We start from the raw sequence: 21,155 nt of genomic DNA, 5'->3' as shown, positions 1-21,155 counted from the left end.
TTCTGACTACGATATACACCACCAGAGATAAGATATAGTCGAAATAACCCACAGATTCGATAGCTAATTCCTTTTATATTTTAAGTTGCAGAGATGTAGATCAAAATGATCAACAAAAAGCCCTCCGTAGAGGGCTGGGGCATCTGTTTAGTTAGGTCTTACACCCAGTGTGTGACAAATAGCGTAGCTCATCTCGGCACGGTTGAGGGTATAGAAGTGAAAATCCTTCACCCCTTCACGACTGAGAATTTTCACCATGTCCATAGCGATATTCGCGCCCACCAGCTTGCGGGTTTCCGCGTCATCATCAAGACCATCAAACATGGTCGACATCCACGCAGGAATGCGGACGTTGGTCATGTCAGCAAATTTTTTCGCCTGCTTAAAGTTAGATACCGGCAGGATGCCCGGAATAATTTCCACATCGATTCCCGCAGACACGCAGCGATCGCGAAAGCGCAGATAGCTTTCTACATCGAAGAAAAACTGAGTGATCGCGCGGTTTGCACCGGCATCAACCTTACGCTTCAGGTTCAGCAAATCGGCCTGAGCGCTTTTCGCTTCCGGGTGCACTTCCGGGTAAGCCGCAACGGAGATATCGAAGTCTGCAACGTCTTTCAGCAGAGTCACCAGGTCGGAAGCATACATATCCGGTTTACCGCTTCCCGGCGGCAGGTCGCCGCGCAGGGCAACAATATGACGAATACCGTTATGCCAGTAGTCCTGAGCAATGGTACGCAGCTCATCACGGGTCGCATCAATGCATGTCAGGTGCGGGACCGCTTCAAGACCTGTGCGATCCTTAATGCCTTTAATAATGCTATGCGTACGGTCGCGCTCACCAGAGTTTGCACCGTAAGTAACTGAAACAAACTTCGGCTTCAGGCTGCTCAGACGATCGATGGAGTTCCACAGGGTTTGCTCCATTTCACTGGTGCGCGGCGGGAAAAACTCAAACGAAACGTTAATCTGACCCTGCACTTCTGCCAGGCTCTGATTCAGGGCTTCCCGCTGGTTGGCGTGAAAAAAGCTCATACCTTACCTCATCAATCTTTTGTCGTTATATGTTGTGTTGTGAACTGCTATACGTTTAGACGTCTAGATGTAAAAATGACGGAAAAGCATGCTGGCGTCAACACAAAAATCATCGTTAAAGGTGAGGAATACTCAGCCAACGTGAAAAAAATTCACATCAGCTTGAAATGGTGAGGGATTGCGTCACGACCGTCTGTAGCCACTCTACTTTTGTTACGTTCTCAGGCAGCGTCGCTAACCCCATGCCAAGCCGCAATTCTGTATCAGTAAGCGGAAGGAAGATCACGCCCTGACGCTGGATAGCGGAAAAGGAGGCCGGAACCAGGCTCAGACCGTCACCCTGCGCGATCCGTGCCAGCAGCACGTCATGTTCCATCGGCTCCTCAATAAGGGCAGGAGAGTAACCGGCACGACGAAAAATGTGTCGAGTGTAATCAAAAAAAGCAGGGTTACGTTCACGTTTGAACCAGAACAGCGGTCGGTGGTTCAGCGACGTTAACGAGAGCGAAGGCAGAGCCGCCTCTGGCCAGAGCGTGGGTAAGGCGGCGATCATCGATTCTTGCCAGCCGAGCGGCGTGACGCTAAGACCCGAATTCTCAAGCGGTAGCGCCACCAGCGCTGCATCCAGTTTTCCCCGACGCACCTGACGCGCCAGTTCAGGCGAACCATGACGGACAATATGTAGCTTCTGTACACGCGTAGCAAGCTGCGACTCAAGCGCCGCAAAAACGCCCTGCTCAAACGCTGTACTTAGCCCTAAGCGCAGAAATTGCTCTCCCGTTTTCGCTATCTGACTCAACGCCGTCCAGGTTTTATCCTGTAACGCCAATAGCGGGCGCACGATTTCAAGTACGCGTTGGCCGTCCTCCGTCAGCGTAAGTCCACGGGTATGACGGACAAAAAGCGTCACCCCTAGGCGCTCTTCAAGCTGGCGAATGTGGCGACTCAGCGGCGGCTGCGACATAAATAAACGCAGCGCCGCTCGACTCATGTTGTTCTCTTCCGCCACCACGGAAAAATAGCGTAGAAGGCGGATATCCAGAGAGTGCAAAGGCGATGTTGTCATACCGAAAAGGTATCACGGAAACGGTATTACCCCAATCATTCTGCGCGCTCTATCCTCATGCCATACACTAACTCACGAGGTGATTATCATGGATACAGAACGCTATTTAACCGGTCAGAGAATGCTGCAACAGGTTGATGGAAAAGGGGGAGATGCGGTCGTCGATAGCCTGAAGGATATCGCGCCGGACTTCGCCCAATACCTGATTGAATTTCCTTTTGGCGACATCTATTCAAGGCCGGGGCTGGATTTACGCAGTAGAGAAATTGCCACCGTCGCCGCGCTCACCGCCATGGGTAACGCCGCACCGCAGCTTAAGGTACACATCGCCGCCGCGCTGCACGTTGGCTTAACGCAGGAAGAGATTATTGAAGTGATGATGCAGATGGCTGTTTATGCGGGATTCCCGGCAGCACTAAACGGCCTGTTCGCCGCAAAAGAGGTGTTTGCGGCGAACAGTAAGCGCTAACTACAGCAGTTGCGCCAGGCGGTTGATATCAGACTGAATCGCCCCGGCGGTCACATCGCGGCCCGCCCCCGGTCCGCGAATGACCAGTGGGTTATCACGATACCAACGGCTTTCAATGGCGAACACGTTATCGCACGGCAGTAGTGCCGCCAGCGGGTGCTCAGGGCGTACCGCTTCAACGCCAACGCGTGCCTTACCGTTAGCGTCAAAACGCGCCACATAGCGTAGCACCAGTCCCATTTCACGCGCCGCTTCCAGGCGTTGCACCATCTGCTCGTTCAGCTCATCGCCATTTTCAAAGAAATGGTCAATAGAACCTGCTTCACAGTGTGCAGGCACCAGCGATTCTACGCGTACCTGGTCCGGTTCGATGTCGTAACCCGCTTCACGCGCCAGAATCACCAGCTTGCGCATCACATCTTTGCCGGAAAGATCCACGCGCGGATCAGGTTCAGTCAGACCCTGCTGCCACGCCTGATCCACCAGATCGGTGAACGGGACCGTGCCATCAAATTGCAGGAACAACCACGACAACGTGCCGGAGAAGATCCCGCTGATCGACAGAATAGTATCTCCGCTATCAATCAGATCGCGCACGGTATGGTTGATCGGCAAACCTGCGCCGACGGTGGCGTTATACAGCCAGTGGCGACCGGTTTTTTCAAAGGCGTCATGAATCTGGCGGTAATTATTACTGCTGCTCGCCCCCGCCAGCTTGTTGGCGCTGATAACATGGAAGCCATGACTGGCGAAATCCAGATACTGCTCCGCCAACTGCTCGCTGGCAGTGACGTCCAGCACCACTAAATCATCATACGGGTGGGCACGCATCCACAGGAACAATGACTCTTCATCCTGTTCTACCGCCTCGTCATCGAAGAAGGCCAACGCGCGACTGGCATCCAGCCCTTCGTAATTCAGCAGGCTACGGCGACTATCAACCACTCCTGCCAGCACGAACTCTAATCCGGTACGCGCCGAGAGCGTGCTCTGCTCGCGGGCAAACAGCTCCAGCCAGCGCGACCCAATGTTACCTTTGCCGAACAGCACCAGACCAATGCGTTTTTCCGCGCGGAAGATTGACTGGTGCAGACCCTGAATCAGGCTCTCCGTTGGCCCGGTACGCAAGACGGCGACCAGGCTAATGCCCTCTTCCGACTGCCAGGTGAATTCGACCGGCTGACCTTTCAGCTGTTGCCAAAAGCGATGGCAGTGCAGCGGGTTACGGGTGACGCCCGCCCCAACCATCGCCACCAGCGCCAGCCCCTGGCGCAGACGCAGTTCGCCCGGCAGGCCAGCTTCATCCAGAATTTTCAATGCGCCATCAGCGACTTCGGAGGTATAGCAAAATTGCAGCAACTGGCGGTCAGGATGCACACCCACTGCCAGCGGACGCACCTGGGTGCGTTTTAAAATCTGATCGATTTCTTTATAGGCCAGTTTAAAGTCCTGGCCAGTGGGAACCTGAAACTCAATCAGGCAAACGTCGTCATGGCTGGTCACAATACGTGCCCCGGTACCGGAAGCCAGCACGCGTTCAATACGCGTCGATCCCTGCTCCGGCGTATAGCTACAACGCAACTGGAGATCGATATCGCTGCCGGAAACCGGCTGGAGGGTGCGGGCATGGAGAACCGGAGCCGCCAGACGCGCCAGCTCGCTGGCTTCATCCAGACGCAGCAGCGGCAGCAGACAGGCATCTTTTACTTTACGCGGATCCGCGCTGTAAACCCCGGCCACATCGCTCCAGATGGTTACGCGGGAAACCCCCGCCAACGCGCCAACCTGCGTCGCCGAGTAGTCGGAGCCGTTACGCCCCAGCAGTACCGTCTCACCGGCGTTGCTGCGGCTAATGAAACCGGTAACGACCAGGCGTTTGCCCGGATGCTGCGCCAGCAGTTGCTGCAGCAATGGGTAAGAAAGACCTTCATCCACCTGCGGCTGAGCGCCGCGCTCGGCACGTAAAAAATCGCGCGCATCCAGCCAGGCTGACTCCAGCCCCTGTTGGTTAAGGACGGCAGACATCAAACGCGCCGACCACACCTCGCCATGCCCAACGACTTCAGCATAGACGGCATCATTCACGCCGCTGTCGAGTAATCCGGCCAGGCGCTCCAGATCGTGAATAAACGCGCCGATCAGCCCATCCGCCACCTCAGGAGGTAACAAACCGCTGATAAGCTCACTCTGATAACGACGTAACGCCTGTTGAACCTGATGCGCAGACAGACGATCGGTCTGGCTTAATTTTAGCCAGCTAATCAACTGGTTAGTGGTACTGCCTGCGGCTGAAACAACCATCATGTCATCAGGCTGCGAGTACTCCGCCATAATGCCTGCGACACGCAGATAACATTTCACATCAGCCAGACTACTACCACCAAATTTGTGCAGTTGACGACCCTTCGTCCCTGCCTGCGCAATCACACTCATGTTTACCCCTTGTTTGCAGCCCGGAAGCCATTTTCCAGGTCGGCAATTAAATCTTCGCCATCTTCAATACCGGTGGAGATACGCAACAGCGTTTCCGAAATTCCGGCAGCAGCGCGCGCTTCTGGCGCCATTCCCGCGTGTGTCATGGTTGCGGCATGGGAGATCAGACTTTCAACGCCCCCTAACGATTCCGCCAGCGTAAACAATGACAACCCGCCGAGGAAGCGACGCAGCGTTTGCTCATCACCATCCAGCTCAAAACTCAACATCGCGCCAAACCCTTTTTGCTGACGCGCGGCAATCTCATGGCCCTGATTATCCGGCAATGACGGGTGATACAATTTTTTCACCAGCGGCTGAGTTTGCAGATAATCCACAATCGCCTGAGCATTACGTTGCGCCACCTCCATACGAGGTGACAGAGTACGCAGGCCGCGCAACAGCAGATAACTATCAAACGCGCCGCCGGTCACACCAATATTATTCGCCCACCATGCCAGTTCAGTGACCATTTCCGGATCTTTTGCTATCACCACACCAGCCACTACGTCGGAGTGACCGTTTAAATATTTCGTGCATGAATGCAACACCAGATCGGCGCCTAATGCCAGTGGATTTTGCAGTGCCGGGCTTAAAAAAGTGTTGTCCACCACGCTGACCGCACCAGCCTCGCGCGCCAGCTGGCAGATTTTCGCGATATCCACCACGCGCAACAGCGGGTTGCTTGGGCTTTCTACCAGCACCAGCTTCGGTTTTTCCGCCAGTGCCGCCTGCAACGCCTGCTCATCTCCTTGATCGACAAACAGTACGCGATAACAGCCACGCTTTGCCAGGCTGTCAAACAGACGATAGCTCCCGCCGTAGCAGTCGTGCGGTGCGACCAGCAGATCGCCAGGCTTGAGGAATACCGTAGTCACCAGATGAATCGCCGACATGCCGGTATTGGTCAGTACTGCCCCCGCCCCACCTTCCAGTTCCGCCAGCGCACGCTGAACGACATCACGCGTTGGGTTACCGCGACGCGAATAGTCATGGGCGCGAGGCTCATTAAAACCGGTAAAGTTATAGGTGCTGGAGAGGTGGATCGGCGGGACAACGCAACCGTACTGTTCGTCGTCATTTAACCCGCTACGCACTGCGATGGTGGCCTGTTTACGCGTCATATTGAGGAGATCCTGGCTGAGTCGGTGAAAAGTCAGACACCAGAGTAATCATAGTTACGATAGCCGTCAATACATCTGGACATCTAAACTTCTTTGCGTATAGATTGAGCAAACCGGAAATAGCCGTTAAAATTATATGCATTAGCGTACATCTGCGTCGGCTTACTTCGTGTCAGGGCCACGCCACTACGATAAACTACGCGCAATTATGGTCCGGGCTCAGGTTCTGGCCTCAATATTAATGACAAAGAGGATTAGGTATCTCATGGCTGAATGGAGCGGCGAATATATCAGCCCATACGCTGAGCACGGTAAGAAGAGTGAGCAAGTCAAAAAAATTACGGTTTCCATTCCTCTGAAGGTGTTAAAAATCCTTACCGATGAACGCACGCGTCGTCAGGTTAACAACCTGCGTCACGCCACCAACAGCGAACTGCTGTGTGAAGCGTTTCTGCATGCTTTTACCGGGCAACCATTACCCAACGATGACGACCTGCGTAAAGAGCGCAGCGATGAAATCCCGGAAGAAGCAAAGGTAATCATGCGTGAACTGGGTATCAACCCGGAAACGTGGGAATACTGATTTTTCAAGACAGATGAGAAAAGGCGGGATTACTCCCGCCGCTTCTCACTACGTTACTTACTGATACCATTAAGCTTATTCAATGTTTCTTCCATTTTGAGCGTCTCTTTACGGTTCAATGGATAGAAATAAATCAGAATGACCGCGGCCAAAAACAGGCATAAAGCCGGTAACAGATTCGCCATCGTATAGATGTTTTCCTGCACAATGCTGGTTTGCACAGCGCCACCCGTTGACGAAGATTGATAACCAATGATGGCCAGCATAAAGCCGCCAATAGCCCCTGCGCACGCCTGGCCAACCTTGCGGGCGAAGAAGTTCACGCCATAGACGGTCCCATCTTCACGATCGCCAGTGACATACTGGTGATAATCACACACATCGGTCATAAACGCCCAAATCATCAGGTTGAATAACCCGGCTCCCAGCGTCGCCAGGAACAGGAAAACCAAATAAACCTTCGCGTCGGTAATGTGGGTGAAGTACATAATCACATACATGGCTACCGCAAAGAGCAGCGCGCCTACGCTGGCTTCTTTCTTACCAAAGCGCTTCGTGAGCCAGGATGCCGAGGGTGCCAGCAAAACCAGAGAGCCAAAGGTGAAGAGCAATGCAACGGACATGGCCTCTTTGTTATGGAAATAGTCATTAAACAGGTAAGTCATGTTGGTACCAGACAACCCCTGATTAATCACAATCAGCAGATCCACAACCACTAAAACAATTAGCGCTTTATTGCGTAGCAACCCCTTCAGCAGCACAGAAACCGGCATGCTCTCTTTTCTTTCAACCCGCACGCGTTCTGTCGTTAACTGACAGGTCAACGTTAAAAAGATAAACCCCAGCACAGAACAACCAATGGCAATCCAGAAGAAATGCTGCCCAGAGATCACCTGGCTTCCGTCCACCAGAGTGGTGTACATCAGGATCGGAATAAAAAAGCCGGTTGTCCCGCCGCCGATGGCGGACCCAACGCTGCGCCAGGTTGACAGCGATACGCGATCTTCCGGGTTCGAGCTAATCGCCGCAGACATGGCGCCATACGGAATACTCACTGTCGATAACAGCGAACCGTAAATAAAATAGGAACAGCAGATGTAGATAATTTTCGCCGTATAAGAAAAATCATGCACAAACGGCAGGAACAGAACGACCGCAATGATGCAAAACGGGTACTTCATGCGGCGCACCCAGGGGTTAAATCGCCCATGTACCGTCAGTTTAGAGGTATCACATAAGCGCCCTACGCCAACGTCGACAAACGCATCAAAGAGTTTGGTCACAAAATAGAGTGAACCAACAATAACACCGGAAATACCGAGTACGTTGGTGTAATAAATCATTAAAAAACTATTTACCAGTCCAAGAATAAAACAGGTTCCGAGGTCACCACATAAATAACCGAATTTATCTCTTAATCCGAAAGGCCTGACGGCAATATTTTGATTGCTTCCGATCATTGTTCCATCATTAGACATGATGTTAACTCCTTAGACACATTATTCACGCAAACTATGCGTATACCGATGCTCAGCGTAATAAATCGATACGAAGTGTATTAACGGTCAGAAGTTATAACCGAGACCAACGCGATAGCGGGTCTGACGATCGTCTGTGGTTGTGGTGTTATACCCCGAGGAAACGTTACCCACCTCAACAAATGGAACCCATGAGCCTATTTTATATGCCACACGGAAGTTATATTCGTAATCGTCTTTTCGGTTGTTATATAAATCTTCGCTATCGGCAATTTTATAAATACCGTTCAGCTCAAACATCCAGTCATTGATGTTGTAACCGAGCCATGCTTCCGGACGATAGACCATGCGGTCATCCTTGCCGTCAGTGTTTCTACGCATGTACTCCTGACGATAGCGGAACGCAGTCCACCAATGGTCATTGATGTTATACTGCACGCGAATATAAGGCTTATAAATCGCGATGTTATCGCCCGTTTCGATCGCAATACCCGGCTGCCAGACAAGGTCATTCCAGGTGAACTGGTAGCTCGCCGTATACTCGTTGCCATTACTTTCCATATTATTCCACGCATCATTAGATTGCGTATTTTCGGAACGTGAAATGGCCTCGACTGCCACACCAAAACCCGTAGCAAAACGATGCGACATATAAACACGGTCATAATTACGACCATCATCATAATATTCATGTCGATAATCAACATAACCCGCTTGCGCGGCCGCAGAGAATAATGGAATCAGTAATAACGCGGATTTAAATTTCATGACCATCCCTCTTCACACTAAATCTAGGAAATTGCCCATCTCGCTCCGTCCATAAATGAAGAAACGATGAAGGAATAAGAATAATTTTATATTTCCACGAAAGTGTATTTTAGAAAGAAGGAGGAAACCTTTGGTATTTTGCCAAAGATTGGCATAAGTGGCAAAAACAAGAAGATAAAAAGGACGCAGATCACCAGTTGAAACATTTTATCGTAAAAATAAAAACACTGTTTTATTTATTAAATAAAAGACATCATTCAATACATCAATACGAATTTCAGTCTGCAGGCGCAGATACAAAAAAAGCGCCATAAGGCGCTTTTTTCTGACAGCTGAAACTTACTTGCTGCCTGGGATGCTGAAACGCTTGTTGAAGCGATCAACACGGCCACCGGTAGCAACATCACGCTGCTTGCCAGTATAGAACGGGTGGCACTGACCGCACACGTCCAGGTTCAGATCGTGACCGACGGTAGAGCGGATTTTCATGACGTTACCGCAAGAGCAGTTTGCAGTAATTTCTTCGTATTTCGGGTGAATATCTTTTTTCATGGGAAAACCTCGGTTTAAGGCCGCGTCGCTCTTCCAGCCCTAACGCCAGACACCACGCGATGTTAATTATTCCCCGTCACCTTTCACGCTGCATCAACAGCCTGAAACTCTCGGGTAATGGTCATTGTTTGACGCAATCAATTTGCATCAAAGGCGGCGAATCATACAGAAATTAACCTGCTCATGCAAACTGATCCGCATTCTACCCTTCACTAAGGTGTATACTAACCCGCCAGATTTCAAGTCAGGATGATTCAATGCCCGTTGCGCACGTTGCCTTACCCGTTCCGCTACCTCGCACCTTTGACTACCTGCTGCCGGAAGGCATGAGCGCCAAAGCCGGGTGTCGTGTACGCGTGCCCTTTGGCAAGCAACAGGAGCGCGTGGGCATCGTTCTATCCGTCAGCGAGCACAGCGAACTGCCGCTGAGCGAATTGAAAGCCGTTCTCGAAGTGCTGGACAGCGAGCCGGTTTATTCGACCTCCGTCTGGCGTCTGCTGTTGTGGGCGGCTGACTATTATCACCATCCTATCGGCGACGTACTGTTTCACGCCCTGCCGATTCTGCTGCGCCAGGGACGCCCGGCGACAAACGCGCCCATATGGTACTGGTTTGCCACTGAAGAAGGTCAGGTTATTGATCTCAACAGCCTTAAGCGCTCTCCCAAGCAACAGCAGGCGCTGGCTGCGCTACGCCAGGGAAAAATCTGGCGCGACCAGGTGGCTGAGCTCGAATTTAATGACGCCGCATTACAGGCGCTGCGGAAAAAAGGGCTGTGCGATCTGGCGAGCGAAACGCCTGGTTTTAGCGACTGGCGTACCCATTACGCGGTTTCCGGTGAGCGTCTTCGACTGAACACCGAGCAAGCCACCGCCGTCGGGGCGATTCACAGCGCCGCGGACAGTTTTAGCGCCTGGCTATTAGCGGGCGTGACGGGCTCAGGCAAAACAGAGGTCTATCTAAGCGTACTGGAAAATGTCCTGGCCCAGGGCAAGCAGGCGCTGGTGATGGTGCCGGAGATTGGCCTGACGCCGCAAACTATTGCCCGTTTTCGCGAACGCTTCAATGCGCCAGTCGAAGTCCTGCACTCCGGTTTGAACGACAGCGAACGTCTTTCGGCCTGGCTGAAAGCAAAAAATGGCGAAGCGGCGATTGTTATCGGCACACGCTCATCGCTGTTTACACCGTTTAAAAATCTCGGCGTGATTGTCATCGACGAAGAGCACGACAGCTCTTATAAACAGCAGGAAGGCTGGCGCTATCATGCGCGCGATCTCGCGGTTTATCGCGCCCACAGCGAGCAGATCCCGATTATTCTCGGCTCAGCCACTCCGGCTCTGGAAACGCTGTGCAACGTGCGACAGAAAAAATATCGCATGCTGCGCCTGACGCGTCGTGCCGGAAATGCGCGCCCCGCCACTCAGCACGTGCTGGATCTCAAAGGTCAGCAGGTGCAGGCCGGACTTGCCCCTGCGCTTATCACCCGTATGCGTCAGCACCTGCAGGCGGATAACCAGGTGATTCTGTTTTTGAACCGCCGGGGCTTTGCTCCTGCGCTGCTGTGCCATGACTGCGGCTGGATTGCCGAATGTCCGCGCTGCGATCACTACTACACGCTGCATCAGGCACAGCACCATTTACGCTGCCACCACTGCGACAGCCAGCGCCCAATACCACGTCAGTGCCCTTCCTGCGGCTCAACGCATATGGTTCCGGTTGGACTCGGCACCGAACAGCTTGAGCAGGCTCTGGCCCCTTTTTTCCCCGGTGTGCCAATCTCACGCATCGATCGCGACACCACCAGCCGTAAAGGGTCGCTGGAGCAGCATCTGGCGGAAGTACATCGCGGCGGCGCACGAATTCTGATCGGCACGCAAATGCTGGCCAAGGGCCACCACTTCCCGGACGTCACCCTGGTGGCGCTTCTGGACGTTGACGGCGCGCTGTTCTCTGCAGATTTCCGGTCGGCAGAACGCTTCGCCCAGCTTTACACGCAGGTCTCCGGGCGAGCAGGACGCGCCGGGAAACAGGGCGAAGTGGTGCTACAAACGCACCATCCTGAACATCCGCTGCTGCAAACTTTGCTGTACAAAGGTTATGACGCGTTTGCCGAGCAGGCGCTGGCCGAGCGACAAACGCTCCAGCTTCCACCGTGGACCAGCCATGTGATTGTGCGGGCAGAAGATCATAACAACCAGCATGCGCCTATGTTCTTACAACAGTTGCGAAATCTGATCCAGGCCAGTCCGCTTGCCGATGACAAACTGTGGGTGCTCGGCCCGGTTCCCGCCCTGGCCCCCAAGCGCGGCGGTCGCTATCGCTGGCAAATTTTGTTGCAACATCCGTCGCGAATTCGCCTGCAGCATATCGTCAGCGGCACACTGGCGCTGATCAATACGTTACCCGATGCACGTAAGGTTAAATGGGTGCTGGATGTCGATCCCATCGAGGGATAATCCCTCACGATGCGAGGCGGATCGTAAAATTAAAGATCCATCACACTTTTTATGAAAATTCTGTAACCGCTTCCATTAACTATCTGATAAAAATGTTTCAGATGAAGGCTATTCAAGGACGAGTCTGTGCCAGCAGCTCTCTGGCGAGGAGAAAGAGTGAAACCGAATAAGCAGGTTGCCGCCGCTACGATGAAAGATGTTGCTCTGAAGGCGAAAGTCTCAACGGCAACCGTATCCCGCGCGTTAATGAACCCGGACAAAGTCTCGCAGTCAACCCGTAACAAGGTTGAACAGGCTGCGCTGGAAGTGGGATATTTACCCCAATCAATGGGACGCAACGTTAAGCGTAATGAATCACGTACCATTCTGGTGATTGTGCCGGATATCTGCGATCCGTTTTTTAGCGAAGTGATTCGCGGCATAGAAGTGACCGCCGCTGAGCAGGGATATCTGGTGCTTATCGGCGACTGCGCCCACCAGAATCAGCAGGAAAAGACCTTCCTCAACCTCATTATCACCAAGCAGATCGATGGCATGGTGCTGCTCAGCTCGCGCCTGCCGTTTGATGCCAGCGTGGAAGAGCAGCGCAACTTGCCGCCGATGGTCATGTCCAACGAGTTCGCGCCAGAGCTGGAACTCCCCACCGTGCACATTGATAATCTCACCGCCGCCTTCAACGCGATGAACTATCTGCTGGAAATGGGGCATAAACGCATTGGCTGTATCGCCGGACCAGAGGATATGCCGCTGTGCCATTACCGTCTGCAAGGTTACGTTCAGGCATTGCGTCGCAGTGGAATTACGGTCGATCCGCATTTCATCGCGCGTGGTGACTTTACCTATGAAGCGGGAGCCAATGCGCTTAAGCAGCTCCTTGAGCTTCCACAGCCACCTACTGCGGTCTTTTGCCACAGCGATGTCATGGCGCTGGGGGCACTCTCTTACGCCAAACGTCAGGGTCTGAAGGTACCTGACGATTTATCCATCATTGGCTTTGATAATATTTCGCTCACGGAATTTTGTGATCCACCCCTGACAACCGTCGCACAGCCGCGTTTCGATATCGGACGTGAAGCTATGCTGTTACTGCTCGATCAACTACAAGGTCAGAACGTCAGCAGTGGCTCACGTTTACTGGACTGCGAGCTTATTATTCGGGGCACTACCCGGGCACTGACGTAAAGTAAAGTGCTTTCGGACTCCCCTGTCTGGTCAAAGGCCCGCCGCTTAAGTAACATGGCGGGCTGACGAACGAATAAATACAGCGAAACGATAGTGGCACAACGAGATTATGTACGTCGCGGCCAACCGGCACCTTCGCGGCGCAAGAAGAGCACATCACGGAAAAAACAACGCAATACGCCTGCGGTATCGCCCGCTATGGTTGCTATTGCTGCAGCCGTACTCGTGACCTTTATCGGTGGTCTGTACTTCATTACGCATCACAAGAAAGAAGAGTCCGAAACGCTGCAAAACCAGAAAGTCACCGGTAATGGCATCCCGCCAAAACCGGAAGAGCGCTGGCGATACATCAAAGAGCTGGAAAGCCGTCAGCCTGGCGTACGTGCGCCTACCGAACCGTCTGCAGGCGGCGAGGTACTGAACGCCGATCAGCTTACCAATGAGCAGCGCCAGTTGTTGGCGCAAATGCAGGCCGATATGCGCCAACAGCCAACGCAGCTCAACGAAGTACCGTGGAACGAACAAACTGCTGAACAACGCCAGCAAACGCTGCAGCGTCAGCGTCAGGTGCAACAGCAGCAGTGGAATAACACCCAACAGCAGGCTCAACAGCCGCGCCAACGGGTAACGGAACAGCCGAACCAGCAGCAGCAAACGCGTACTGCGCAAGCCGCACCGGTACAGCAGCCGAAGGCGCAGCCAAAACCGGCGGCCCAACAGCCGTATCAGGATCTACTGCAAACACCTGCGCATACCACCGCCGCTCAGCCGAAAACGCAGCCGGCCGCGCCGATAACAAATGAAACGCAGCCGCCAAAACAGACGGCGGAGAAAAAAGATGAACGCCGCTGGATGGTACAGTGCGGCTCATTTAAAGGCGCTGAGCAGGCAGAAACCGTGCGCGCGCAGTTGGCTTTTGAAGGCTTCAACTCACGTATTACCACCAATAACGGCTGGAATCGCGTGGTCATTGGTCCGGTCAAAGGCAAAGAGAATGCCGACAACACCATCAGCCGCCTGAAAGTTGCTGGTCACACAAACTGCATTCGACTCGCCACTGGGGGTTGAAACCCCCAAAATCCCCCCCATCTATACTTGCATTACGCCCCGCATACTGCGCGGGGCCTGTGTTTTGCATTTGTAACCAAGGGGTCTGCTCGTGACAACAATAGTAAGCGTACGCCGTAACGGCCATGTGGTAATCGCCGGTGATGGTCAGGCCACACTGGGTAACACCGTAATGAAAGGCAACGTGAAGAAAGTCCGCCGTCTGTACAACGACAAAGTCATCGCGGGCTTTGCGGGCGGTACTGCGGATGCATTCACGCTGTTTGAACTGTTTGAACGCAAGCTGGAAATGCACCAGGGTCACCTGGTGAAAGCTGCCGTTGAACTGGCAAAAGACTGGCGTACCGACCGTATGCTGCGCAAACTCGAAGCGCTGCTGGCCGTTGCGGATGAAACTGCATCACTCATCATCACCGGTAACGGCGACGTCATCCAGCCAGAAAACGATCTGATTGCCATCGGCTCCGGCGGTCCCTACGCCCAGGCTGCTGCACGCGCTCTGCTGGAAAACACTGAGCTTGGCGCACGCGAGATTGCTGAGAAAGCGTTGGATATTGCAGGGGATATCTGCATTTATACCAACCACTTCCATACCATCGAAGAATTGAACTCCAAAGCGTAAGGATCCCCCATGTCTGAAATGACCCCACGCGAAATTGTCAGCGAACTGAACAAACACATCATCGGCCAGGACAACGCTAAGCGTTCCGTGGCGATTGCCCTGCGTAACCGCTGGCGCCGCATGCAGCTCAACGAAGAGCTGCGCCATGAAGTTACGCCGAAAAACATTCTGATGATTGGCCCAACCGGCGTCGGTAAAACCGAAATCGCCCGTCGTCTGGCAAAACTGGCCAACGCGCCGTTCATCAAAGTTGAAGCAACGAAATTCACCGAAGTCGGCTATGTTGGTAAAGAAGTTGACTCTATCATCCGCGATCTGACCGATGCTGCCATCAAAATGGTCCGCGTTCAGGCCATCGAGAAAAACCGCTTCCGTGCAGAAGAGATGGCGGAAGAGCGCATTCTCGACGTGCTGATCCCACCGGCTAAAAATAACTGGGGACAGTCAGAGCAGCCGCAGGAACCTTCTGCAGCGCGTCAGGCGTTCCGTAAAAAACTGCGTGAAGGCCAGCTGGATGATAAAGAGATCGAAATCGATCTCGCGGCCGCACCGATGGGCGTTGAAATCATGGCGCCTCCGGGAATGGAAGAGATGACCAGCCAGCTACAGTCCATGTTCCAGAACCTGGGCGGTCAGAAGCAAAAACCGCGTAAGCTGAAAATCAAAGACGCGATGAAGCTGCTGATTGAAGAAGAAGCGGCCAAACTGGTGAATCCGGAAGAGCTGAAACAGGAAGCTATCGACGCCGTTGAGCAACACGGAATCGTGTTTATCGACGAAATCGACAAAATCTGTAAGCGCGGCGAATCCTCCGGCCCGGACGTGTCCCGTGAAGGCGTACAGCGCGACCTGCTGCCGCTGGTTGAAGGCTGCACGGTCTCCACTAAACACGGTATGGTGAAAACAGACCACATTCTGTTTATCGCCTCTGGCGCATTCCAGGTAGCGAAACCGTCTGACCTGATCCCGGAACTGCAGGGTCGTCTGCCGATTCGTGTCGAGCTGCAGGCGCTGACCACCAGCGATTTTGAGCGTATCCTTACCGAACCGAATGCCTCCATCACCGTCCAGTACAAAGCGCTGATGGCGACCGAAGGTGTGGACATCAACTTCACCGAATCGGGCATTAAACGCATTGCCGAAGCGGCCTGGCAGGTCAATGAAACCACCGAAAACATCGGTGCACGTCGTCTGCATACCGTTCTCGAGCGTCTGATGGAAGATATTTCCTATGATGCGAGCGATTTAAACGGCCAAAGCATCACAATTGATGCCGAATATGTGAGCAAACATCTGGATGCGCTGGTCGCAGATGAAGATCTGAGCCGTTTTATCCTATAATCGCGTTCAATGCATTTTCATCACTGTTGATGGGGCTGATAAAGCCCCATTTTTATTGGCGCTAAATATGACTGAACAACAAAAAATTAGCCGCTCACAAGCCTGGCTGGAAAGTTTACGACCTAAGACCTTACCGCTCGCCTTCGCGGCGATCATCGTCGGTACGGCATTAGCATGGTGGCAAGGATACTTCGATCCGCTGGTTGCTCTGTTGGCATTGATTACAGCAGGACTGCTGCAAATTCTGTCCAACCTCGCTAACGACTATGGCGATGCCGTCAAAGGCAGCGACAAGCCCGACCGCATTGGACCGCTGCGCGGTATGCAAAAAGGGGTTATCACCCAACAGCAGATGAAGCGTGCGCTGATCGTCACCGTGGTGTTGATCTGTTTGTCGGGCCTGGCCCTGGTTGCTGTGGCCTGTCACACGCTGGCGGATTTTGTCGGTTTCCTGGTGCTTGGGGGCCTGTCGATTATTGCGGCGATCACCTACACCGTGGGTAATCGCCCTTACGGATATATCGGTCTGGGCGATATTTCCGTGCTGGTATTCTTTGGCTGGCTTAGCGTGATGGGAAGCTGGTATCTGCAGGCGCATACGCTGATTCCGGCGCTGATTCTGCCTGCCACCGCCTGTGGCCTGCTGGCAACTGCCGTGCTCAACGTCAACAACCTGCGCGATATCAACAGCGACAGAGAGAACGGCAAGAACACGCTGGTAGTACGTTTAGGTGCCGTCAATGCCCGCCGCTACCATGCCTGCCTGCTGATGGGGACGCTGGTCTGCCTGGCGCTGTTTAACCTGTTTTCGCTACAAAGTCTGTGGGGATGGCTGTTTATCCTTGCCGCTCCGCTGCTTTTCAAACAGGCGCGTTACGTGATGCGCGAAATGGATCCTGCGGCAATGCGTCCGATGCTGGAACGCACCGTAAAAGCGGCGCTATTAACTAACTTGCTGTTTGTCGTTGGAATTTTCTTAAGTCAGTGGTCTCTTTAACTGACAAATATCAATTAACAATTGATGATTTTGCCAACAGTACACATAGCGCGATATACTAAAAATTCTCGCAGCAACTGAACGTTAAGCCTATGAAATACGATACATCCGAGCTTTGTGACATCTATCAGGAAGATGTCAACGTCGTGGAACCGCTGTTCTCTAACTTTGGAGGACGGTCGTCGTTTGGCGGACAAATCATCACGGTAAAATGTTTCGAGGACAACGGGTTGCTGTACGATCTGCTCGAACAAAATGGCCGTGGTCGCATTCTGCTGGTCGATGGCGGCGGTTCTGTCCGTCGTGCGCTGGTCGATGCCGAACTGGCGCGACTGGCCGTACAGAATGAATGGGAAGGTCTGGTCATCTACGGCTCAGTCCGCCAGGTAGACGATCTGGAAGAACTGGATATCGGCATTCAGGCGATTGCCGCAATTCCGGTAGGTGCGTCAGGAGAGGGTATTGGGGAAAGCGATGTGCGCGTCAACTTTGGCGGCGTGACATTCTTCTCCGGCGACCACCTGTACGCCGACAACACCGGGATAATCCTCTCCGAAGACCCGCTCGATATCGAGTAAGTGAAAAAGGCACCGCAAGGTGCCTTTTTTATGCGTTGTCACTGATTGCCAGTTGGCGGCTTACGCCTTATCCGGCCTACAGGCACTCGCAGTCTACATCCTCTATAGATTTCGCGTCAGGGCAAGGCGGCAAGTAAGTGAATCCCCAGGAGCATAGGCCACTATGTGACTGGGGTGAATGTACGCAGCCAACGCCGCCATAACGTGAAATATGACGAGGATTAGACTTCTTCCATACGCCCCAACAGGGCATGCAGACGATCCTGCCAGCCGTTCTGCTGTTCTTTCAGGTTGTTGTTCTCACGCTCCAGCTCTTCACGCTGCTGCTGTGCAGACTGAACTTCCTGCGACAGTGAGTTGTTCTTTTCTTTCAGCTCTTCGATTTCCATCTGTAACAGCGTGATGGTATCAATCGCCTGCTGTACTTTTGCTTCCAGTTTCTCAAACACTTCTAATGACATCGTCATACCTCTCCTGAATTGCAAGGCGTTGATGGATAAAAATCCTCGTCCCGATAACCGGCGACGCCTTAATAAAAACGAGCGCACTCTACTTAACACCGATTGTATGAAGCCGCGTCATCCCTGTCCAGCGGCATCCCGCGCAGATTGCGGTTTGCAACACTTTTCGTCTTTCTCCTGGTGACATTACTATCATAACTCTTAAGTGTTAACGAATTGATCATTGAAATGATTCAGCTCACACTATTTTTGTATAACAAATACCGCGAAATGGCGCGATAACGCTCATTTTGTTGATGGAGTACACACATTTCAATTTCGATATTTCTCGTTTTTGAGCGTTAACGATAAATTAACAGTGTGCCTACCGGCTCCGGGGATGTCAGTGACCTTCTCGCATACAATAAACATTAAACTCTCTTCAGGATCCGATTATGAGTCAAACATCAACCTTAAAAGGCCAGTGCATTGCTGAATTCCTCGGTACCGGGTTGTTGATTTTCTTCGGTGTGGGATGTGTCGCTGCACTCAAAGTTGCTGGGGCTACTTTTGGTCAGTGGGAAATCAGTATCATCTGGGGTCTGGGGGTAGCGATGGCTATCTATCTGACTGCAGGCGTTTCTGGTGCACACCTGAATCCAGCGGTAACCATCGCACTCTGGCTGTTCGCCTGTTTTGATAAACGCAAAGTTGCTCCTTTTATTATTTCGCAAATTGCCGGCGCCTTTTGCGCAGCGGCACTGGTTTACGGGCTTTATTACAATCTTTTCATCGATTTCGAACAAACTAACCATATCGTGCGCGGCAGTACCGAGAGCCTGGGTCTGGCAGGTACTTTCTCGACCTATCCGAACCCGCATATCAATTTTGTGCAGGCCTTCGCGGTTGAAATGGTCATTACCGCTATTCTAATGGGGCTGATTCTGGCTCTGACCGACGATGGTAACGGTGTACCTCGTGGTCCGCTGGCACCACTGCTGATCGGCTTGTTGATTGCCGTTATTGGTGCTTCCATGGGTCCGCTGACAGGTTTTGCGATGAACCCGGCACGTGACTTCGGACCGAAACTCTTCGCCTGGATGGCCGGATGGGGTGAGATTGCCTTCACGGGTGGTCGTGATATCCCTTACTTCCTGGTCCCGGTGTTTGGCCCGATTACCGGCGCGATTTTAGGCGCATGGGCATATCGCAAACTGATTGGTCGCCATTTACCGTGCGATGTCTGCGCGATTGAAGAGAAAGACGTTGCGACCAACACTCAACAAAAAGCTTCGCAGTAATGTGACTACGGGACAAATAATCATGACTGAAAAAAAATATATCGTTGCGCTCGACCAGGGCACCACCAGCTCCCGCGCGGTCGTAATGGACCACGATGCGAATATCGTTAGCGTTTCACAGCGCGAATTCGAGCAAATCTACCCGAAAGCAGGTTGGGTAGAACATGACCCAATGGAAATTTGGGCGACCCAAAGCTCCACGCTGGTAGAAGTTCTGGCGAAAGCCGATATCAGTTCCGATGAAATTGCAGCGATCGGTATTACCAACCAGCGTGAAACCACCATCGTCTGGGAGCGTGAGACCGGTAAACCTATCTATAACGCAATTGTGTGGCAGTGTCGTCGTACCGCGGATATCTGCGAAAAGCTCAAGCGCGACGGAATGGAAGAGTACATCCGTAATAACACGGGTCTGGTAATTGACCCGTACTTTTCCGGCACTAAAGTGAAGTGGATCCTCGACCACGTGGAAGGCTCACGTGAGCGCGCTCGTCGCGGCGAACTGCTGTTCGGTACGGTAGACACCTGGCTTATCTGGAAAATGACGCAGGGACGTGTACACGTAACGGATTACACCAACGCCTCTCGTACCATGCTGTTCAACATCCACTCCCTGGACTGGGATGACACGATGCTGGATGCGCTGGATATTCCGCGTGCAATGCTGCCAGAAGTGCGTCGTTCTTCTGAAGTGTACGGCCAGACCAACATCGGTGGTAAAGGCGGCATTCGTATTCCTATCTCCGGTATTGCCGGTGACCAGCAGGCCGCTCTGTTTGGCCAGCTGTGCGTGAAGGAAGGGATGGCGAAAAACACTTACGGTACCGGCTGCTTCATGCTGATGAACACTGGCGAGAAAGCCGTTAAGTCCGAAAATGGACTACTGACCACCATCGCCTGTGGACCGACCGGGGAAGTGAACTACGCGCTGGAAGGTGCGGTATTTATGGCTGGCGCATCCATCCAGTGGCTGCGCGATGAAATGAAACTCATCAGCGATGCATTCGACTCTGAATATTTCGCCACCAAAGTGAAAGATACCAACGGCGTGTACGTCGTTCCGGCATTTACAGGCCTTGGCGCACCGTACTGGGACCCGTATGCACGCGGAGCCATCTTCGGCCTGACCCGTGGCGTAAACTCCAACCACATCATCCGCGCAACGCTTGAGTCTATCGCTTACCAGACCCGTGACGTACTGGAAGCGATGCAGGCTGATTCCGGTATTCGCCTGCACGCCCTGCGCGTCGATGGCGGTGCGGTCGCCAACAACTTCCTGATGCAGTTCCAGTCCGATATTCTCGGCACGCGCGTTGAGCGCCCGGAAGTCCGCGAAGTCACCGCATTGGGTGCGGCTTACCTTGCCGGTCTGGCAGTAGGTTTCTGGCAGAATCTGGATGAACTGCAGGAGAAAGCGGTCATCGAGCGTGAATTCCGCCCGGGCATCGAAACCACCGAGCGTAATTTCCGTTACAGCGGCTGGAAAAAAGCGGTCAAACGCGCCATGGCGTGGGAAGATCACGACGAGTAATTCGTCATTGCCGGATGGCGACGTTACCTTGTCCGGCAATATCTTCGTGCGGGGGCAACCCCGCACACACATCAATAATCTAGTCCCCTCCC

Annotated in this window: 19 protein-coding genes; 11 read left to right on the top strand and 8 right to left on the bottom strand. The window is 52.9% G+C overall.

Annotated elements, in window-relative coordinates:
* Window positions 1-147: 147 nt before the first annotated feature.
* Together metF and N0B36_RS20280 are read right to left on the bottom strand one after the other, a co-directional pair.
* On the bottom strand, window positions 148-1,035 hold the full coding sequence (metF, locus tag N0B36_RS20285) for a methylenetetrahydrofolate reductase (RefSeq protein ID WP_016155273.1): 888 nt from the start codon (window positions 1,033-1,035) through the stop codon (window positions 148-150).
* A 157-nt stretch (window positions 1,036-1,192) separates the two neighbouring features.
* On the bottom strand, window positions 1,193-2,101 hold the full coding sequence (locus N0B36_RS20280) for a LysR family transcriptional regulator (RefSeq protein ID WP_049282368.1): 909 nt from the start codon (window positions 2,099-2,101) through the stop codon (window positions 1,193-1,195).
* A gap of 88 nt (window positions 2,102-2,189) precedes the next feature.
* Here N0B36_RS20280 and N0B36_RS20275 point away from each other — a divergent pair, with 88 nt between their 5' ends.
* Window positions 2,190-2,570 (top strand): carboxymuconolactone decarboxylase family protein, encoded by a 381-nt coding sequence (locus N0B36_RS20275; RefSeq protein ID WP_103767171.1) that lies wholly within the window; start codon window positions 2,190-2,192, stop codon window positions 2,568-2,570.
* On the opposite strand, the gene metL is transcribed toward N0B36_RS20275, so the two are convergent.
* Both metL and metB read right to left on the bottom strand, forming a co-directional pair.
* Window positions 2,571-5,003, bottom strand: a complete 2,433-nt coding sequence (gene metL / locus N0B36_RS20270; protein ID WP_016155268.1) for a bifunctional aspartate kinase/homoserine dehydrogenase II — start codon at window positions 5,001-5,003, stop codon at window positions 2,571-2,573.
* A 2-nt stretch (window positions 5,004-5,005) separates the two neighbouring features.
* Window positions 5,006-6,166 (bottom strand): cystathionine gamma-synthase, encoded by a 1,161-nt coding sequence (gene metB, locus N0B36_RS20265; RefSeq protein WP_016155267.1) that lies wholly within the window; start codon window positions 6,164-6,166, stop codon window positions 5,006-5,008.
* A gap of 265 nt (window positions 6,167-6,431) precedes the next feature.
* Between metB and metJ the strand changes: the two genes are divergently transcribed.
* A complete protein-coding gene (gene metJ / locus N0B36_RS20260) occupies window positions 6,432-6,749 on the top strand; it encodes a met regulon transcriptional regulator MetJ (RefSeq protein ID WP_003825168.1) in 318 nt (105 codons plus the stop codon).
* A 53-nt stretch (window positions 6,750-6,802) separates the two neighbouring features.
* On the opposite strand, the gene N0B36_RS20255 is transcribed toward metJ, so the two are convergent.
* From N0B36_RS20255 to rpmE, 3 genes are all read right to left on the bottom strand, one after another.
* Window positions 6,803-8,227, bottom strand: coding sequence for an MFS transporter (locus N0B36_RS20255; protein ID WP_047497587.1), 1,425 nt, complete (start codon window positions 8,225-8,227; stop codon window positions 6,803-6,805).
* An 87-nt stretch (window positions 8,228-8,314) separates the two neighbouring features.
* Window positions 8,315-8,995 carry an oligogalacturonate-specific porin KdgM family protein gene (locus N0B36_RS20250; protein ID WP_181221064.1) on the bottom strand — a complete coding sequence of 227 codons (681 nt, stop codon included), beginning with the start codon at window positions 8,993-8,995 and terminating at the stop codon, window positions 8,315-8,317.
* A 339-nt stretch (window positions 8,996-9,334) separates the two neighbouring features.
* Window positions 9,335-9,547, bottom strand: a complete 213-nt coding sequence (gene rpmE / locus N0B36_RS20245) for a 50S ribosomal protein L31 (RefSeq protein WP_008787040.1) — start codon at window positions 9,545-9,547, stop codon at window positions 9,335-9,337.
* A 257-nt stretch (window positions 9,548-9,804) separates the two neighbouring features.
* Between rpmE and priA the strand changes: the two genes are divergently transcribed.
* From priA to rraA, 7 genes are all read left to right on the top strand, one after another.
* Window positions 9,805-12,003 carry a primosomal protein N' gene (priA, locus tag N0B36_RS20240; protein WP_016155264.1) on the top strand — a complete coding sequence of 733 codons (2,199 nt, stop codon included), beginning with the start codon at window positions 9,805-9,807 and terminating at the stop codon, window positions 12,001-12,003.
* A gap of 156 nt (window positions 12,004-12,159) precedes the next feature.
* Window positions 12,160-13,185: a DNA-binding transcriptional regulator CytR gene (gene cytR, locus N0B36_RS20235; protein WP_259688906.1), complete on the top strand. Its 1,026-nt coding sequence runs from the start codon at window positions 12,160-12,162 to the stop codon at window positions 13,183-13,185.
* Window positions 13,186-13,278: 93 nt separating this feature from the next.
* Entirely contained in the window at window positions 13,279-14,253 is a 975-nt protein-coding gene (gene ftsN / locus N0B36_RS20230) for a cell division protein FtsN (protein ID WP_072034024.1), read from the top strand.
* Window positions 14,254-14,344: 91 nt separating this feature from the next.
* Window positions 14,345-14,875: an ATP-dependent protease subunit HslV gene (gene hslV / locus N0B36_RS20225; protein WP_003028805.1), complete on the top strand. Its 531-nt coding sequence runs from the start codon at window positions 14,345-14,347 to the stop codon at window positions 14,873-14,875.
* Between the two features lie 9 nt (window positions 14,876-14,884).
* On the top strand, window positions 14,885-16,216 hold the full coding sequence (gene hslU / locus N0B36_RS20220; RefSeq protein ID WP_003028803.1) for an HslU--HslV peptidase ATPase subunit: 1,332 nt from the start codon (window positions 14,885-14,887) through the stop codon (window positions 16,214-16,216).
* Between the two features lie 67 nt (window positions 16,217-16,283).
* The gene (gene menA, locus N0B36_RS20215; protein WP_016157915.1) at window positions 16,284-17,213 is read left to right on the top strand and encodes a 1,4-dihydroxy-2-naphthoate polyprenyltransferase; all 930 of its coding nucleotides are present in this window, start codon (window positions 16,284-16,286) and stop codon (window positions 17,211-17,213) included.
* A gap of 92 nt (window positions 17,214-17,305) precedes the next feature.
* Window positions 17,306-17,791, top strand: a complete 486-nt coding sequence (gene rraA, locus N0B36_RS20210; RefSeq protein ID WP_008787034.1) for a ribonuclease E activity regulator RraA — start codon at window positions 17,306-17,308, stop codon at window positions 17,789-17,791.
* A gap of 221 nt (window positions 17,792-18,012) precedes the next feature.
* On the opposite strand, the gene zapB is transcribed toward rraA, so the two are convergent.
* Window positions 18,013-18,258, bottom strand: a complete 246-nt coding sequence (gene zapB, locus N0B36_RS20205) for a septal ring assembly protein ZapB (RefSeq protein WP_019077914.1) — start codon at window positions 18,256-18,258, stop codon at window positions 18,013-18,015.
* A 428-nt stretch (window positions 18,259-18,686) separates the two neighbouring features.
* On the opposite strand from zapB, the gene N0B36_RS20200 reads away from it, so the two are divergent.
* Together N0B36_RS20200 and glpK are read left to right on the top strand one after the other, a co-directional pair.
* A complete protein-coding gene (locus N0B36_RS20200; protein WP_016155255.1) occupies window positions 18,687-19,532 on the top strand; it encodes an MIP/aquaporin family protein in 846 nt (281 codons plus the stop codon).
* A 22-nt stretch (window positions 19,533-19,554) separates the two neighbouring features.
* Window positions 19,555-21,063 (top strand): glycerol kinase GlpK, encoded by a 1,509-nt coding sequence (gene glpK / locus N0B36_RS20195; RefSeq protein WP_016155254.1) that lies wholly within the window; start codon window positions 19,555-19,557, stop codon window positions 21,061-21,063.
* Window positions 21,064-21,155: the final 92 nt, after the last annotated feature.

The sequence above is a fragment of the Citrobacter sp. XY323 genome (assembly GCF_025106035.1).
In the GTDB taxonomy this organism is placed as follows: domain Bacteria; phylum Pseudomonadota; class Gammaproteobacteria; order Enterobacterales; family Enterobacteriaceae; genus Citrobacter; species Citrobacter braakii.
Note: the sequence above shows the minus strand (reverse complement) of the source record. Positions and strands in the feature narration are given on the sequence as shown.

Bases quoted from the DNA above. Each gene is read 5' to 3' on its own strand.
- hslU (WP_003028803.1), top strand. From the start codon at position 14,885: ATGTCTGAAATGACCCCACGCGAAATTGTCAGCGAACTGAACAAACAC.
- metF (WP_016155273.1), bottom strand. From the start codon at position 1,035: ATGAGCTTTTTTCACGCCAACCAGCGGGAAGCCCTGAATCAGAGCCTG.
- glpK (WP_016155254.1), top strand. From the start codon at position 19,555: ATGACTGAAAAAAAATATATCGTTGCGCTCGACCAGGGCACCACCAGC.
- priA (WP_016155264.1), top strand. From the start codon at position 9,805: ATGCCCGTTGCGCACGTTGCCTTACCCGTTCCGCTACCTCGCACCTTT.
- metB (WP_016155267.1), bottom strand. From the start codon at position 6,166: ATGACGCGTAAACAGGCCACCATCGCAGTGCGTAGCGGGTTAAATGAC.
- rpmE (WP_008787040.1), bottom strand. From the start codon at position 9,547: ATGAAAAAAGATATTCACCCGAAATACGAAGAAATTACTGCAAACTGC.
- N0B36_RS20280 (WP_049282368.1), bottom strand. From the start codon at position 2,101: ATGACAACATCGCCTTTGCACTCTCTGGATATCCGCCTTCTACGCTAT.
- N0B36_RS20275 (WP_103767171.1), top strand. From the start codon at position 2,190: ATGGATACAGAACGCTATTTAACCGGTCAGAGAATGCTGCAACAGGTT.
- N0B36_RS20250 (WP_181221064.1), bottom strand. From the start codon at position 8,995: ATGAAATTTAAATCCGCGTTATTACTGATTCCATTATTCTCTGCGGCC.
- N0B36_RS20200 (WP_016155255.1), top strand. From the start codon at position 18,687: ATGAGTCAAACATCAACCTTAAAAGGCCAGTGCATTGCTGAATTCCTC.
- rraA (WP_008787034.1), top strand. From the start codon at position 17,306: ATGAAATACGATACATCCGAGCTTTGTGACATCTATCAGGAAGATGTC.
- zapB (WP_019077914.1), bottom strand. From the start codon at position 18,258: ATGACGATGTCATTAGAAGTGTTTGAGAAACTGGAAGCAAAAGTACAG.
- menA (WP_016157915.1), top strand. From the start codon at position 16,284: ATGACTGAACAACAAAAAATTAGCCGCTCACAAGCCTGGCTGGAAAGT.
- metL (WP_016155268.1), bottom strand. From the start codon at position 5,003: ATGAGTGTGATTGCGCAGGCAGGGACGAAGGGTCGTCAACTGCACAAA.
- metJ (WP_003825168.1), top strand. From the start codon at position 6,432: ATGGCTGAATGGAGCGGCGAATATATCAGCCCATACGCTGAGCACGGT.
- N0B36_RS20255 (WP_047497587.1), bottom strand. From the start codon at position 8,227: ATGTCTAATGATGGAACAATGATCGGAAGCAATCAAAATATTGCCGTC.